Source organism: Lysinibacillus sp. NPDC097162 (assembly GCF_044762185.1).
Classification (GTDB): domain Bacteria; phylum Bacillota; class Bacilli; order Bacillales_A; family Planococcaceae; genus Lysinibacillus.
In genome coordinates, this window is the sequence record NZ_JBIWDT010000007.1 from 190422 (window position 1) to 205857 (window position 15436).

14 protein-coding genes, 6 tRNA genes and 1 rRNA gene are annotated in these 15436 nt (G+C 39.1%); 4 read left to right on the forward strand and 17 right to left on the reverse strand.

The features are described 5' to 3' along the window. Positions 1-31: 31 nt before the first annotated feature. Positions 32-472: a DUF1330 domain-containing protein gene (locus tag ACIQXW_RS21555; protein ID WP_402765416.1), complete on the forward strand. Its 441-nt coding sequence runs from the start codon at positions 32-34 to the stop codon at positions 470-472. 18 nt (positions 473-490) lie between these two features. Then, a complete protein-coding gene (locus ACIQXW_RS21560; RefSeq protein ID WP_402765447.1) occupies positions 491-1381 on the forward strand; it encodes an alpha/beta fold hydrolase in 891 nt (296 codons plus the stop codon). Positions 1382-1616: 235 nt separating this feature from the next. Here the strand turns inward: ACIQXW_RS21560 and ACIQXW_RS21565 are convergent, their stop codons facing one another. Further along, positions 1617-1835: a helix-turn-helix domain-containing protein gene (locus ACIQXW_RS21565; RefSeq protein ID WP_401021465.1), complete on the reverse strand. Its 219-nt coding sequence runs from the start codon at positions 1833-1835 to the stop codon at positions 1617-1619. Positions 1836-1845: 10 nt separating this feature from the next. After that, on the reverse strand, positions 1846-2331 hold the full coding sequence (locus ACIQXW_RS21570; RefSeq protein ID WP_402765419.1) for a DUF2975 domain-containing protein: 486 nt from the start codon (positions 2329-2331) through the stop codon (positions 1846-1848). A 296-nt stretch (positions 2332-2627) separates the two neighbouring features. Here ACIQXW_RS21570 and ACIQXW_RS21575 point away from each other — a divergent pair, with 296 nt between their 5' ends. Continuing rightward, the gene (locus ACIQXW_RS21575) at positions 2628-3098 is read left to right on the forward strand and encodes a DUF2975 domain-containing protein (RefSeq protein WP_402765422.1); all 471 of its coding nucleotides are present in this window, start codon (positions 2628-2630) and stop codon (positions 3096-3098) included. Between the two features lie 306 nt (positions 3099-3404). Here the strand turns inward: ACIQXW_RS21575 and glmS are convergent, their stop codons facing one another. From glmS to ACIQXW_RS21645, 14 genes are all read right to left on the reverse strand, one after another. Next, positions 3405-5207, reverse strand: a complete 1803-nt coding sequence (gene glmS, locus ACIQXW_RS21580) for a glutamine--fructose-6-phosphate transaminase (isomerizing) (RefSeq protein WP_340821812.1) — start codon at positions 5205-5207, stop codon at positions 3405-3407. A 689-nt stretch (positions 5208-5896) separates the two neighbouring features. Next, positions 5897-6418 carry a type 1 glutamine amidotransferase domain-containing protein gene (locus ACIQXW_RS21585; RefSeq protein ID WP_402765425.1) on the reverse strand — a complete coding sequence of 174 codons (522 nt, stop codon included), beginning with the start codon at positions 6416-6418 and terminating at the stop codon, positions 5897-5899. A gap of 113 nt (positions 6419-6531) precedes the next feature. Then, positions 6532-7887, reverse strand: coding sequence for a phosphoglucosamine mutase (gene glmM / locus ACIQXW_RS21590; protein WP_340821809.1), 1356 nt, complete (start codon positions 7885-7887; stop codon positions 6532-6534). Between the two features lie 321 nt (positions 7888-8208). Beyond that, complete coding sequence (locus ACIQXW_RS21595; protein WP_340821808.1) at positions 8209-9267, reverse strand: CdaR family protein; 1059 nt, start codon at positions 9265-9267, stop codon at positions 8209-8211. Continuing rightward, positions 9260-10096 (reverse strand): diadenylate cyclase CdaA, encoded by an 837-nt coding sequence (gene cdaA / locus ACIQXW_RS21600; protein ID WP_340821807.1) that lies wholly within the window; start codon positions 10094-10096, stop codon positions 9260-9262. The genes ACIQXW_RS21595 and cdaA overlap by 8 nt, the downstream gene beginning before the upstream one ends. Positions 10097-10245: 149 nt before the next feature. After that, positions 10246-10869 carry a zf-HC2 domain-containing protein gene (locus tag ACIQXW_RS21605; protein ID WP_340821805.1) on the reverse strand — a complete coding sequence of 208 codons (624 nt, stop codon included), beginning with the start codon at positions 10867-10869 and terminating at the stop codon, positions 10246-10248. A gap of 13 nt (positions 10870-10882) precedes the next feature. Then, positions 10883-11446 (reverse strand): RNA polymerase sigma factor SigW, encoded by a 564-nt coding sequence (sigW, locus tag ACIQXW_RS21610; protein ID WP_004225410.1) that lies wholly within the window; start codon positions 11444-11446, stop codon positions 10883-10885. A gap of 134 nt (positions 11447-11580) precedes the next feature. Continuing rightward, positions 11581-12486: an arginase gene (gene rocF, locus ACIQXW_RS21615; RefSeq protein ID WP_340821803.1), complete on the reverse strand. Its 906-nt coding sequence runs from the start codon at positions 12484-12486 to the stop codon at positions 11581-11583. Positions 12487-12666: 180 nt separating this feature from the next. Beyond that, a tRNA-Lys gene (locus ACIQXW_RS21620) sits at positions 12667-12739 on the reverse strand. 15 nt (positions 12740-12754) lie between these two features. After that, positions 12755-12829 (reverse strand) — tRNA-Gln (locus tag ACIQXW_RS21625). A 20-nt stretch (positions 12830-12849) separates the two neighbouring features. Next, positions 12850-12933 (reverse strand) — tRNA-Tyr (locus ACIQXW_RS21630). A 15-nt stretch (positions 12934-12948) separates the two neighbouring features. After that, positions 12949-13024 (reverse strand) — tRNA-Val (locus ACIQXW_RS21635). Between the two features lie 74 nt (positions 13025-13098). Further along, positions 13099-13173 (reverse strand) — tRNA-Glu (locus ACIQXW_RS21640). Positions 13174-13289: 116 nt separating this feature from the next. Beyond that, positions 13290-13366 (reverse strand) — tRNA-Asn (locus ACIQXW_RS21645). A gap of 271 nt (positions 13367-13637) precedes the next feature. Here ACIQXW_RS21645 and mbcS point away from each other — a divergent pair. Next, positions 13638-15215, forward strand: a complete 1578-nt coding sequence (gene mbcS / locus ACIQXW_RS21650; protein WP_402765432.1) for an acyl-CoA synthetase MbcS — start codon at positions 13638-13640, stop codon at positions 15213-15215. 126 nt (positions 15216-15341) lie between these two features. Here the strand turns inward: mbcS and rrf are convergent. Next, a 5S ribosomal RNA gene (gene rrf / locus ACIQXW_RS21655) occupies positions 15342-15436 on the reverse strand; the annotation flags it as partial.

Genomic DNA, 15436 nt, shown 5'->3' on the forward strand with positions numbered 1-15436 from the left:
AAATAAAAAAGGATCTACGAAAGGAGTCGCTATGACAGAGTTTGAATTCATTTCATACACCGAACCAACACAACGCGCTGGCATGAGATTCATGCAACGAGGCATTGAGGGTAACATTGTCATGCTGAATCTGCTGCGTTTTCGTAAAGTTGCCGATTATACAGCACACCCTGAGCTAGCACCAGAGGTCCCAATTAGTGGTGCAGAAGCTTTCAATCGCTATATTGAGCACACCCTCCCATTTCTCCATGAAAGCGGAGGTGAAGTGATGTTTCTTGGCGACGGCGGAGAGTTTCTGATCGGGCCCGAAAAGGAAAGATGGGATTTTATCATGATGATTCGTCAGAGCAGTGCGGAGTCGTTTCTTGCTTTTTCAAATCATCAAGAATACATGACCGGTATCGGACATCGAACTGCCGCGATCGAAGATTCACGCCTTCTGCCTATAACAGAACTTCCGACATCAAAATAAAAGGAGGAGAACATAATGATAAATATCCTAAAAGTCAACGACGTCGAATTGGCCTATGACAGTTTCGGTAACGAGAACGACGAGGCTGTTATCCTAATCGCTGGGCTTGGAACCCAGATGATCCGATGGACGGATTCGTTTTGCCGGATATTAGCAGCGCGGGGCTTTCGTGTAATCCGCTTCGATAATCGCGATGTCGGTTGCTCGACCCACTTTAGCCATTATCCGACGCTGAATTTTGACGCTCTTGCGACTGCTCTCATGTCAGGACAGCGACCGGACATCCCTTATACTCTCGATGACATGTCCAACGACGCTATTGGACTGCTCGACGCCCTATCAATTGATTGTGCACATTTCGTAGGCAGATCGATGGGCGGAATGATCGCCCAAATTGCAGCCAGTGAGTACCCTAAACGTGTGTTATCACTTACATCCATTATGTCCAGTTCCGGTAATCCCGCTCTTCCGCAAACCGCACCAGATGTCATGGCAATGATGACTAAACCGGCGCCAAACCCATTTGAGGATGAAGCAGGATTTTTGGCGCACAGCCTCTCTTTTGCCAAACGCATCGCAGGCACAGGCTATCCGTTTGAAGAAGAAGCTTATCGGGCGCTCATTTTGGAGGAGGCCCATCGAGCATATGATCCAGGTAGCGTCGGACGACAGATTGCTGCTATCGCTGTCTCTGGTGATCGTCGTCCGATGCTGGCGAACATAAAAGTACCAACACTTGTCATTCATGGGGTGGACGATCCCATGTTCGTCATGGCGTGCGGTGAGGACACTGCTTCTGCCATCCCAGGTGCCGAGCTAATGTTGGTTGACGGCATGGGTCATGACCTGCCGCACCAACTGTACAAAGTAATCGTTGATGGTATAGAGCAAATGGCTCGTCGCAATTGACATCGCTACATGGATAAGGGCTATGATTGAGCAATAAAAAACAGAGTTAAGTTCTATAAACATCACGACTTATGTACATGTTTAGCGAAATCAAAGTCGGGTACTTTAACGGGTTCCCTATTGATGTGCAAACAGTACATATTACATCAATAAAAGCAAAAAAGGGATAGCAATTATGCTATCCCCTTTAATTCTCTATTAACTCCTGTTCGTTAATCAGATTTATTATCTGTTTTTATTCAGTATCTTCATCGCCTTTATACTCCAAAATATCACCAGGTTGGCAATCTAAAGTTTTACAAATCGCTTCTAATGTTGAAAAACGAACCGCTTTTGCTTTCCCATTTTTTAGAATAGAAAGATTCGCCATAGTAATTCCAACCTTCTCCGAAAGCTCCGTTACGCTCATTTTTCGCTTCGCTAACATTACATCAATATTAATAATAATCGCCATATCATCCACCTCAGACCGTCAAATCATTTTCTGATTTTATGTTAATCGCTTCTTGTAAAAGCCGTTGGAGAATAGCAGCAAAAACGGCAATTACGAACGATGCAAAAATGATAATAAGTCCTATAAATCCAACAGGAGGATCAACTTTCTTCGCAATAAAAGAGAAGAGTGGCATACCCAATATATACAAACTACTGATTATAATCGCACAGCGCTTAATATTCTTTAATGCTTCTACTGATAATTCCGAGAACGCTGTATTCTTCTCGATGTACCGTAAAAGTTTAAAGGCCTGATAGAGAGCAACGTAAAAAGGTACAGCCGCTCCATACATTACGATGAAAATGAGATATTTCATCGGTGAAATATCTGGATACAATTCCGATGCAAAATTCGCTATATGGGGCACTAAAAATATACATAAAGCAAGAACTGCAATTCCAGCCAGAAAAATAATTACCTTTAAAAAAGTGGTTGAACCGCGTTTAACATTCATAGTAAGCACCTCAGTTATTTAATGACAAAATAAATTTAACATAAAATTTATCGTTTTACAATAAATATAGATTGTTTTTCGCTATAGTATTAGGGTATCTTAACATCCTTATAATTTTGACAAAACGTATATTAGTTTTCATAATAACTGAAGTACGATCCCTACATGATTATTAAATAATTACTTAATAGCAACAATAATTTTATGAAAAACAACATAAATATATTGATAAACGATAAAAAATAAACTATCATCGTATTAAAACTTATTATTATTAAATCAGTGAGGTGCTTCAAATGATTGTTAAACTAAGTTCAACTTTTTTCTTAAAGACCGTAGCTTTTCTTATTGGCGTTGCGGTACTTGCTGTGTGTATATATTGGTTACCTCAAGCTGCTATACGAGATGCGAAAGTACATCCAGGAGATTACTCGATATATCCATTGCTAATAAGTGCCTATGGAGTATGCATTACGTTTTCTGTTGCGTTGTATCAAGCATATAAATTATTGAGTTATATCAATATAAACAATGCGTTTTCTGAGGTATCCCTTAAATCCTTGAAGGTTATAAAAAAGTGTGCTTTTATAATTATTATCTTCATTTTGTTTATAATAGTTTACTTAAGGGTTTTTGCTATGTTCACGGGTGAAGACGCAGCAGGTCCGATAGCACTTGGTCTAATAGGAATTTTAGTAACAGCTATCATTGCTGCCATTATAGACGTACTTCAAAAGCCCATAAAAAATATACTAGAAAAAATGTAGAGGTGTTTACTATGCAAGTATAGTAAATATTATCCCTACTGCATTATGACCCAGCGCCTATCTTTTTTGATATGACACTAAAACACTATATTAAGTTAAGGATTGAATTCGGTATTGTACCGAGCTCAATCCTTTTAATTTTACTTATATACGTTTGTAATTATAGTGTTCAATATACAGTTCAAGTTCACGCTTATAACTCAACAATATAGCCCGATTGTGGAATAAGAAAAGATCCTGCATATTATAGCAGGATCTTTAATGAATATTTTTTATAAAACTACAACAAACACAAACTCTCCAGCCCTACTCTACAGTTACTGATTTAGCTAAGTTACGAGGTTTGTCAACGTCGCAGCGGCGGTGTAATGCGGCATAGTAGCTAATTAACTGTAATGGTACTACTGAAACGAGTGGTGTTAAGTATTCATTGACATGCGGAATGATTAAACGGTCGCCGTCTTCGTCTACGCCAGCCATTGCGATAATACATGGATAAGCGCCACGTGCAGCTACCTCTTTAACATTGCCGCGAATATTTAATGCTACCGCTTCCTGTGTTACAAGGGCGAATACTGGTGTTCCTTCTTCAATTAAAGCAATGGTACCGTGTTTGAGTTCGCCACCTGCAAAGCCTTCAGCTTGAATATATGAGATTTCTTTAAGTTTCAAAGCACCTTCAAGACTTACACAGAAATCGATATTACGTCCGATGAAGAATGCATTGCGTGCAATTTTTAAATAGTCTTCTGCGATATCTTCTAATACATCTTTTGAATCGATAATTGTTTGAATACCGTTTGCTGCAATCGCAAGCTCTTGTTTCAAATCAAATTCTAAGCCTTGACCACTTGCTTTTGCTGTCACATAAGCTGTTACTGCAAGTACTGCGACTTGTGCTACATATGCTTTTGTAGAAGCTACTGCGATTTCAGGACCTGCGTGTAATAATAGCGTATGGTCTGCTTCGCGTGACAGCGTCGAACCTTGTACGTTTGTAATTGTTAATGTTGGGTAACCTAGCTCTTTAATTTTCACAAGCACTTGGCGGCTATCCGCTGTTTCACCTGATTGTGTAATAAAGATGAATAGCGGCTTTTCTGATAGTAATGGCATATTGTAGCCAAACTCACTTGAAATATGCACTTCAACAGGAATACCAGCCATTTTCTCGAAATATTGTTTACCAATTAAACCTGCATGATAGCTTGTGCCCGCAGCGATAATGTATAAACGGTCTGCAGCTTGCAATGCTTGTAAAATATTTGCATCAATTGTTAAATCGCCATTTTCGCCTTCGTATGCTTGAATGATTTTACGGATAACCGTTGGCTGTTCATCCATTTCTTTTAACATATAGTGAGGGTACGTACCTTTTTCAATATCGCTCATATCAAGCTCTGCTGTATATGGTGCACGCTCTACTACTGTGCCGTCTAATTTTGTAATTTCCACACTGCCTTTGTGTACGATAACAACTTCTTTATCGTGTAATTCCACGAATTGATCCGTTACTTGTAGCATTGCCATCGCATCTGATGCAACTACGTTAAAGCCTTCACCTACACCTACAAGAAGTGGTGATTTGTTTTTCGCTACAAAAATTGTATCTGCCACTTCAGCATCTAACAATGCAAGTGCGTAAGAGCCGTGTAATAATGATAATGTTTTGCGGAATGCTTCTGCTGTTTGCAGACCATCCTTCACAAATAGCTCAACTAACTGCACGATAACTTCTGTATCTGTGTCAGATTTCATTGGAATGCCTTTTAAATATGTTTTTTGTAATAAATGATAGTTTTCGATAACACCATTATGCACAATCGTAAAACGACCTGATGCACTTTGATGAGGGTGAGCGTTTAAGCGGTTTGGCACACCGTGAGTTGCCCAACGTGTATGACCAATCCCAACTTTTGCAGCAACGTCCTCGTCTACAGCTTCACGCAAGTCAGCGATACGACCTTTTTCTTTGAAGATCGTTACGCCCTCTTCATTGCGCACAGCAATACCTGCTGAGTCATAGCCACGGTATTCAAGCTTTTCTAACCCTTTTAATAAAATTTCCTTTGCATCTGATTCACCAATATATCCTACAATTCCACACATAATTACTTTTCCTCCGATATTGTCATATTAACGCAATGACAAACTAGACCTCAGCGTATCGAAATTTTTTTCAGTGGGCGTAAACAGTACCACTTATTTTCATCTCAAAAATAAGCATACTTATGCGCGCACATCCTCGTACTATTTCAGCCATCTAAAATAGTGCTTTGCTTCGATATGTGAAGTTTTCCTATTTATCTATTGCTTTTACTTATACCTTCTCCATTTTCTGTACATTCAATCACTTAAATGCTTTCAAAATGAAAAATGACAATCGGGTATGTCGATTGGGAGGCATCCGCCGAATTTTCGATAAACCTCCACCTCGTCTGCTGAAGATATCTTCGTCCAATTTCCTCAGCTCAGGCGCTATAATTGTTTTCCGATTTATGTGCTATCTTTCCCCCTTTTGCACTTGCTAAGCGGTCAAGGTCTAGCCAAGCCGTCAGCTTCTCCATAATACTCAATCATATGCTATTCGTCAAATTTTCGTTATAAAAACTTCTTCTTTTCCTCCTTTTTTAAGGCGAATTTTAGTGCAAAGACATAAAAAATTAGCTTCGCCAAGATTCTAGCAGTATTACAACCTCATACTAATGAATAAGATTCTTTAGAAGCAATACAAAACGTAAGACACAACATGTATCACAGGTTGCATCTTACGTTATGATTATTTAGAGGGCCTTTAATTAGCTCTCTTTACTTGCAAGTAATTTCACAATTTCTCGATTAAAAGCGGGTAAGTCTTTCGGCGTACGACTTGTTACTAATTGCTTTTGGCAAACAAATACTTCTTCATCATGGAAATTAGCACCTGCATTTTCTAAGTCCACTTGTATGGACTTATAGCCTGTCGCATCACGCCCGTTTAAAGTCTTCGCTGTTATTAGAAGCTGTGGCCCATGACAAATCGCAAAGGTTGGCTTCATGTCGTCCATAAACGTTTTGACGAAGGCTACAATACGATCATCTACACGTAAAATATCTGGTGAAAAGCCACCTGGAATGAACAATGCATCAAATTCTGAACCTTTGACTTCATCAATACCTTTATCGATTTTCACTTTCTCCCCATGTTTACCTTTTACTTCTTTTCCAGCCTCAGTATCAATTGTTACTAGCTCATGACCTGCTGCTTCTAACGCTTCCTTTGGACTTGTATACTCTACATCTTCAAACATATCTGTTATTACTGTTGCTATTTTAGCCATATCAATAAAACACCCCTTGTTATTGTGACTCAATAGTATTCTTCCCGCTCCAATCTATTTCAAACATAAAAAAACTCGATCTCTCAATAATGAGAGATCGAGTTACATGACAATTATTCTGTTAAACCCATTTCACTACGTACTACATTTGCAATACGTTCTACATAACGTTCACAGTCCGCTTCTGTAGCAGCTTCCACCATTACACGAACTAGCGGCTCTGTACCTGAAGGGCGAACTAATATGCGACCGTTACCAGCCATATCAGATTCAACTTCCGCAATTACGGCCGCAACTTTTGCATTTTCCGTCACTGCATGCTTGTCAGTTACACGTACATTTACTAAACGTTGTGGGAAAATCGTCATTTCTGCCGCAAGCTCAGATAGTTTTTTCCCAGTGGCCTTCATAATATTGACAAGTTGAATACCTGTTAACAGACCATCACCTGTTGTATTGAAGTCTAAGAAAATAATATGGCCTGATTGTTCGCCACCTAGGTTGTATTCATTGGCACGCATTTCTTCTACAACGTAACGATCACCTACAGCAGTTTGAACACTGTGCATATCGTTTTCTTCAACAGCCTTGTAGAAGCCCATATTACTCATCACAGTAGATACAATCGTTTGTTTTTTCAAACGACCGACTGCATTTAAGTGCTTACCAATGATAAACATAATTTGGTCGCCATCAACGATTTTACCTTTTTCATCTACTGCGATTAGGCGGTCCCCATCACCATCAAATGCTAAACCAACATCTGCACCCTTTTCAGTAACAAATGTAGCAAGACCTTCCGGATGTGTTGAACCAACACCGTCATTAATGTTAAGACCAGTTGGTGAAGCACCCATTGTAGAAATGTCTGCTTCTAAGTCAGCAAATAAATGAGTCGCTAGTGATGATGTTGCACCATGTGCGCAATCTAGTGCCACATGAATACCATCAAATTCTTCATCTACCGTTTGCTTTAAGTATTGAATATACTTTTGTCCACCTTCGAAGTAGTCACTTACAATACCTAAATCTGCACCAATTGGACGTGGCAATGTATCTTCTGCATCAAGAATTGCTTCGATTTCTGCTTCTTGTGCATCAGTTAGTTTAAAACCATCCGGACCGAAAAATTTAATGCCATTGTCGGCAACTGGGTTATGTGAAGCTGAAATCATGACGCCTGCATCTGCACTCATAATTCGGGAAAGATAAGCAACACCTGGTGTAGAAATTACACCTAGACGCATTACCTCTACGCCGATTGATAATAGCCCGGCTACCAGTGCACCTTCAAGCATTTCGCCTGAAATACGTGTGTCACGACCAATTAATACCTTTGGACGCCCTGTTGCTGTTGCATCCTTCGTTAAAACATAGCCACCTACGCGGCCTAGTTTAAATGCAAATTCCGGTGTTAATTCACTATTCGCGACGCCACGGACGCCATCTGTTCCAAAATATTTACCCATTTTAATTGTTCTCTCCTTCAATGCAAGACGACCGCATCATGCTGTTTCCTGCGGACAATCGGACGGCTCGTCTGCTTACTTTTGGAAAAGTCTTTTTTCATTCATGTAGTAGTAGTTAGGCCTCTCTAACTATCTTTCAGAGGCTCTATAGCTCCAAGCTATTGGTACTCAGGCGTTGTACGTTTGATCTAACAAATCGCACTTGTAATAATGTAAGCCTGAGCCTCACTTGTTCGTAGCATTTTGATTTATGCTAGAAAGCATGATTTGTTGAGACAGGAATCTCTAATGAATCAAGTTAAAATTATAGTCAGTTATTGTTTAAGAATCAATATCTTCTTCTGTGACAGAATCAGGATTTGTTTCTTCAGGTTTTGTTTCAGCATTTGCAGGCGTTTCTTTTTCTTCTTTTTCTACCTTTTCTACCTTGTCGGCTTTTTCTGCCTTAGTAACATCTGCTTTAATTTTAATTTTTTGTTCAGATACTTTAGTCGCACCATCTGGTAATTTTACATCAAATTCATATGTTTTTGATTCAGTAATTTTTGACAAATCAATTTCAACAGGTATTTCTGTTAAAACATCAATAATCGATTTTCTCCCATATAACTTTAGCGTAGGCGTAACGAGCGTTAATTGATTTATTGTAATGCCTTCTGCTGCTTTACCAGTTTCCTTTATTGAGACCGGTAGTTCTTTGCTATATTCTCCAATATCTACTCGCACTTTTACTTTTTCTGGTTCTATCGTCACATCTAGTTTATTTAAATCGCGATCTAATACTTTAACTGCCGCTTCTTGAGAGAAGGATTGTTTCAGACCTTGTTCACCCGTTACAGTTGCTTTCACATAACTAATGCTCTCAATAGCACTTTTTGCCCCTGTTACAAACACAGTCGCTGGGTTGGCAGACATTCCTTTTAGGTAATATCCTTCATCAATTAAACGATTATTCATTTCAGGATCGACACGGAATTCTTGTGTGACCTTTTCCTCAATATTTACATTCACTGTTGCTGGGTCGAGCGTCACTTGCAATTTATCAGAAATATTCTCGTATTGTAGTTTGACATTATGTTCACCTATTAATAAATCATTTAGGTCAACAAATATTGAGAAATCCTTCACTAGCTTTGTATTTAAAGCAATTTGCTTTGGTCCTTTAATCGTGACATTAACTGTTTTCGGTATACCCGTTACAATAAGATTATCGTCATCATAATAAACCTCTACTGGGACATCTTGAATCACTTCCATCTGTTCATTCATCGCCGTCTTATCTGTAGAAGATAATTCGGTCCGAACAGAGAAAAATAGTAAGCACGCTAGGAAAAGTGCAATGATCCGCAATACCCAAGGGCTATCCATCATTTTATCCATTCTTTTTCCCCCTCCAAGTCAACTTAGAGGCTGCATTAGATTCTTGTACTGAGCCGAACCACATTTTACGTAATAGTGTTTCGAATTCCTCTAGAGAAAGATTGCGATGTAGATTACCGTTTAACGTAATACTAATTGCTCCAGTTTCCTCAGATACGACAATCGTAATCGCATCTGTTACTTCACTGAGCCCAAGAGCTGCACGATGTCGTGTTCCAAGCTCTTTCGAAATAAACGGACTTTCAGAAAGCGGTAAATAGCAAGCAGCTGCTGTGACCTTATCTTTCTGCATAATGACAGCCCCATCATGAAGTGGTGTATTCGGTATAAAAATATTTATAAGTAATTCAGACGAAACCTCTGCGTTTAAAGCGATTCCCGTTTCAATATATTCATTTAGTCCTGTGTCTTTTTCAATAGAAATTAACGCACCAATACGGCGTTTAGCCATATAACTAACAGATTTCTTCATAGCCTCAATCAGTCTAGTTTGCTCTTCTTCTTCTTGACTTGTTGAACGTTGGAACAGCTTGCCTCGGCCAATTTGCTCAAGACCACGTCTGATTTCAGGTTGGAAGATGATAATGATAGCCAAGAAACCAAACTCGATTACTTGTTTTAGCATCCATCCTAATGTTTCTAACCCCAAAAAGTCTGTTGCAATGCGTGCAATAATAATGACGAAAATGCCTTTTAATAATTGGACAGCTTTCGTCCCTTTAATGAGGGTTAAAATTTTATAAACAACGTACCAAACGAGCAGTACATCTATGAAGTTAATAACAATATTCACTGGTGTTAAATCCGTGAATTGTTCGATAATTTGCACGTGGCATCCCCCACTTTTCATTGCGAATCCATACACATTTAAGTATAGCACATTCTTTTCAAATGTAACTTTTTTCAAAAGAAAAGTCTACCCAGATGAGTAGACCTTTCATCCTCTCACGTGCACTACCATGTAGGACGTATAGAGTTCTATTTAGTTTCTTTTTCCTCAAATGTCATTGCAGTCTTAACGGAATTTTTGATGGAATACCATAACCATTCAAACGCTTCGTCTATTTCCTCGATTTTGCCTGAAACAACTGCAGAAGATGCCATATACTGGCCGTTAATAATCGTTACATTGCCATCTACTTCACCCTCAACAATTAAATCGCCATTTTTAACGACAATATCGCCCTTTACAACCTCACCTTTTGGTACTATAACCGTTTGTCCTTCAACAACTAGGTTTGGTTGTTTTGTAACAGAGAAATGCTGATCATCCATAAAGTTACCCAATAAAGTAGCACTCATAAATAAACAGAAAACTGCTGCCGCAACAAAGAACGGATGACGGCGAATCCATTTTTGCATACCTACACGACTTTTGGGTTTCGGTAAACGAGCCATCACCGCAGCTTCAAAATCTGGAGGTGCTGTAATATGGGAAGCACTCTTCACAAAGGCGATCGTTTCACTCAATTCCTGCATCAATTGCTTGCAATCACCGCATGAATGCAAATGTTGTTTCAACTCTTGTTCATGCTCACGACTAATGTCACCGTCTAAATAATCATGCATATAATCTATGATATGCTCTGGACAAATATTCATGACGCTCCCCCTCCTACAGATTGTTTAATTGCTTTCGTAATGCTTCACGTCCGCGGTGAATTCTCGTTTTCACTGTCCCAAGAGGCATATCCAAAATTTCACTGATTTCTTGTAACGATAATTCTTCAATATATTTCAATACTATAACTGAACGATATTTATCCGGCAATCGTCCAATCTCATATTGAATGCGATCTTGTAGCTCCATCTGCTCTAACTGCTCTTCTGGTAGCTGGTCATCTGCTGCAATTTGCGAATACATATCCAGCCCTTCTGTACCAGCTACCTCCGCATCTAAGTAATAATCCGGCTTTTTCTTTCTAATACGGTCTATGCAGAGGTTCGTCGCAATTCGATAAAGCCACGTCGAAAATTTTCTTTTTTGATCAAAAGTATGCAAATTCATATAAGCGCGAACAAACGCTTCTTGCGCAATATCCTCAGATTCTTGCTTGTTTCCTAACATTCGGTAGCATACTTGGTACAGTTTGTGCTGATAGAGACTCACAATATCGGCAAATGCGTTTTGATCGCCTTTAAGCACTTGTTTTATTCTCTTATTTACTAACGCATCCATTGTGTTTACTTCTCCACCTTTACAACTGTCTTATACTATACGGCCCGACTATAAGAAAAGTTTCAATTTATATTCAATTATAACAAAAGATTTTTACTCAATGTGGCGATAAACAATATTTTCACAATTTGGAATTAAACTAGTGTCTCACCAAATAAAGAACCTATTAATGCCACAGCTACATCTGCAGTTTTATTTTTTTCGTCTAATATTGGATTTACCTCAACAAACTCAGCAGATGTTAGCATTCCTGATTCTTGTAGCATTTCCATCGCTAAATGACTTTCTCGATATGTTATGCCACCTGGCACTGGCGTACCTACTCCTGGTGTATAAAGTGGATCTAGACCATCTAAGTCTAACGATAAATGTAAGCCATCTACTTTACGTTCTTGTAAATAGGCAATAGCATCTTCCATTACACGCGTCATTCCAAGGCGATCTACCTCATGCATTGTATATACTTTAATTCCTTGTTGGCGAATTAGCTCACGCTCACCAGGATCTACTGAACGCGCCCCGATAATAATTACATTTTCAGGTTTAACCTTTGGTGCATAGTTACGAATTTGTACAAGGCGTTCATGCCCTAAGCCAATACTAACAGCAAGTGGCATACCATGAATATTACCAGATGGTGTAGTTTCAGGTGTATTTAGATCCGCATGTGCATCAAACCAAATAACGCCTAAGTTTTTGAAATGCTCACCTAGTCCTGCAAGTGTCCCGATTGCAATACTATGATCTCCACCAAAGACAAGTGGGAATTTTTTTTGCTCTAATGCTTCATGTACTTGATTTGCTAACGATGTACTAACATCTACAACTTCTTCTAAATTTAATAGCTGTTTATCTATTTTATTACTCTCTTGTACTTGGCTAACAAGAATATCTCCCTGGTCCTCTACTTTGTGACCAATTGCTTCTAATCGCTCTACAACGCCCGCATAGCGGATTGCGCTTGGCCCCATGTCAACTCCTCTTCGTGTTTGTCCGTAATCTGTTGGAACTCCAATAATTGATACTTGATGTTTATTCATTATTTTATACCCCCTTTTCTTAATAAGACTATTGTAAAGCCTACAATGTACTTGGCTCAACCCCACAAAAAACCGTATATTTATACATTTTAAAACAGCTAAAAAAAATCTCCTGCTGTTTTCAGCAAGAGATTAGTATCTGTAGTTAATGTTACACTTTTGAATTTAATTATAGAAAAGTGAGCCATGAAGGACTCGAACCTTCGACCCTCTGATTAAAAGTCAGATGCTCTACCAACTGAGCTAATGGCTCAAATTAAGAAATGAATGGCTGGGGTACCTGGATTCGAACCAGGGCATGACGGAATCAAAATCCGTTGCCTTACCGCTTGGCTATACCCCATTCATTTGTATAAATAAAACTGGTGGAGGGGGACGGATTCGAACCGCCGAACCCTAAGGAGCGGATTTACAGTCCGCCGCGTTTAGCCACTTCGCTACCCCTCCGAAAAAAACACAATATGGTGGAGGATGACGGGCTCGAACCGCCGACCCTCTGCTTGTAAGGCAGATGCTCTCCCAGCTGAGCTAATCCTCCATAGAGACAGGTGTTTATTTCTTCACAGTTTATTCATCTTTTTAAGCCTATGCATTACTACGATGCTTAGAAAATGGTGACCCCTACGGGATTCGAACCCGTGTTACCGCCGTGAAAGGGCGGTGTCTTAACCGCTTGACCAAGGGGCCATTCGTTATGTCTCAAACAAGACAAGATTTATATTAACATCATTTTTATTATGATGCAAGCCTTTTTCAATAATTTCTTTTTAAAAATAACTTTTAATTAAAAAAGGGCAAAAAAATGGCTCCGAAGGCAGGACTCGAACCTGCGACAACCTGATTAACAGTCAGGTGCTACTACCAACTGAGCTACTTCGGAACAATACTATTCAATTCGGTTTTAACAACCTCTTAAGTACATTTATTATTATAGCAAGCATTCTAAATTATGCAATACTTTTTCAAAAAAAATTATTTAATTTATTGCATAATTTTTAATTCGTAGGTACTAAAGCACAATAGTTCTCTATTAAATCTAATATTTCTATTTTGCGCATCAAATATTCTTGCTGTATATTATTGTAATTGCTAAAATAAAAATAGTTTTAAGAATTTTCTATTAAATTTGTTTTGGGGAGGAATGTTCATATATGGTAACAAATGATTTAATTGCACCAGAACTTTATAACATCACAGAGGAATTAGAGAAGTTTTCGCAGGATAGTGATCGTCAAGCTATAAGATGGTTGGATACAAAGCAAAATCGTCGAACAATTTCTTATGCCGACCTTAGTCAAAAAATGAATCAATACGCGAATGCGTTTACTGAACAGGGACTTCAAAAGGGAGATTGTGTTTTAGTCATTATTCCACGTCTACCAGAAGCATATTTTGTTTTCCTAGGTTGTTTAAAGGCGGGTATTGTTCCTATCTCTTGTTCTGAGATGTTACGTGCAAGTGATTTAGAGTATCGTATGGAACACTCTTCTGCAACAGCAGTTATTGCCTACGAGGCTTTTACTAGCGAGGTCGATCAAATTACTTCTTCCGTCGCGGCTTTAAACAATAAATTAGTCATTGGTAATGCTACAAACGATTGGGTATCTTTAGATGCATTAGCTGACAAGCAATCAACAAACTTTACGGCTGTAGCTACAAAACGTGATGATATGGCGTTTCTTTCATATACTTCCGGAACAACGGGTAAACCTAAAGGAGTAGTTCACTCTCATGGCTGGGGTTATGCGCATATTCGAACAGCAGCTTCCAAATGGCTTTGTGTACGTGAAGGTGACCTAGTATGGGCTACAGCAGCACCAGGTTGGCAAAAGTGGATTTGGAGTCCATTTTTATCGACGATTATGTTAGGAGCAACTGCTTTCGTCTATCATGGTAGTTTCGATCCTCATACTTATCTTCAGCTTCTTCAGGACGAAAAAGTAAATGTACTTTGCTGTACACCTACTGAATATCGTATTATGGCAAAGATTGATAATCTAAAAGATTACAAATTAGCTGAATTAAGAAGTGCCGTATCTGCAGGCGAGCCGTTAAATCGTCCAGTAATCGAAACATTTATGAAAAATTTCGGCCTTAAAGTACGAGATGGCTATGGACAAACGGAAAATACATTATTAATTGGTACACTTGAAAACACCGAATTACGACCTGGCTCTATGGGTGTTCCTACACCAGGAAATATTGTGCGTATTATTGACCATGAGGGCAATGAGGCACCTGTAGGAGAAGTCGGAGATATCGCTGTCCACAAATCATCACCAGCTTTATTCAAAGAATATTATCGTGAACCTGAACGCACACAAGCTGCTTTTAGAGGCGATTGGTATATTACAGGAGACCAAGCAAAATGCGATGAAGATGGTTACTTCTGGTTTGAAGGACGTGGAGATGACATTATTATTTCATCAGGCTATACAATTGGTCCATTTGAAGTAGAGGATGCTTTAAATAAGCATGAGGCTGTACAAGAATGCGCTGTTGTCGCTGCACCAGATGAAATTAGAGGTAATATTGTTAAAGCCTTTGTAATCCTACGTGAGAGCTTCCGAGACCGTGATGAGGAAGAATTAACAAAAGAGCTTCAGGAGCACGTTAAAGCTTTAACAGCGCCATATAAATACCCACGCAGTATTGTCTTTATAGATGAGCTGCCAAAAACAACATCGGGGAAAATCCGACGTGTAGAGCTACGAGCTATAACTGTTTAAAATATTTAAAGAGACATTTCACCTATCGTGATGAAATGTCTCTATTTTTGGTTCTATTTCAGTTAAGTTAAATGTATATAGAAATAAAAAAAGCCACTACTGAGTGTATCAGCAGCGACTTTTTGCGCCTAGCGACGTCCTACTCTCACAGGGGGAAGCCCCCAACTACCATCGGCGCTAAAGAGCTTAACTTCCGTGTTCGGTATGGGAACGGGTGTGAC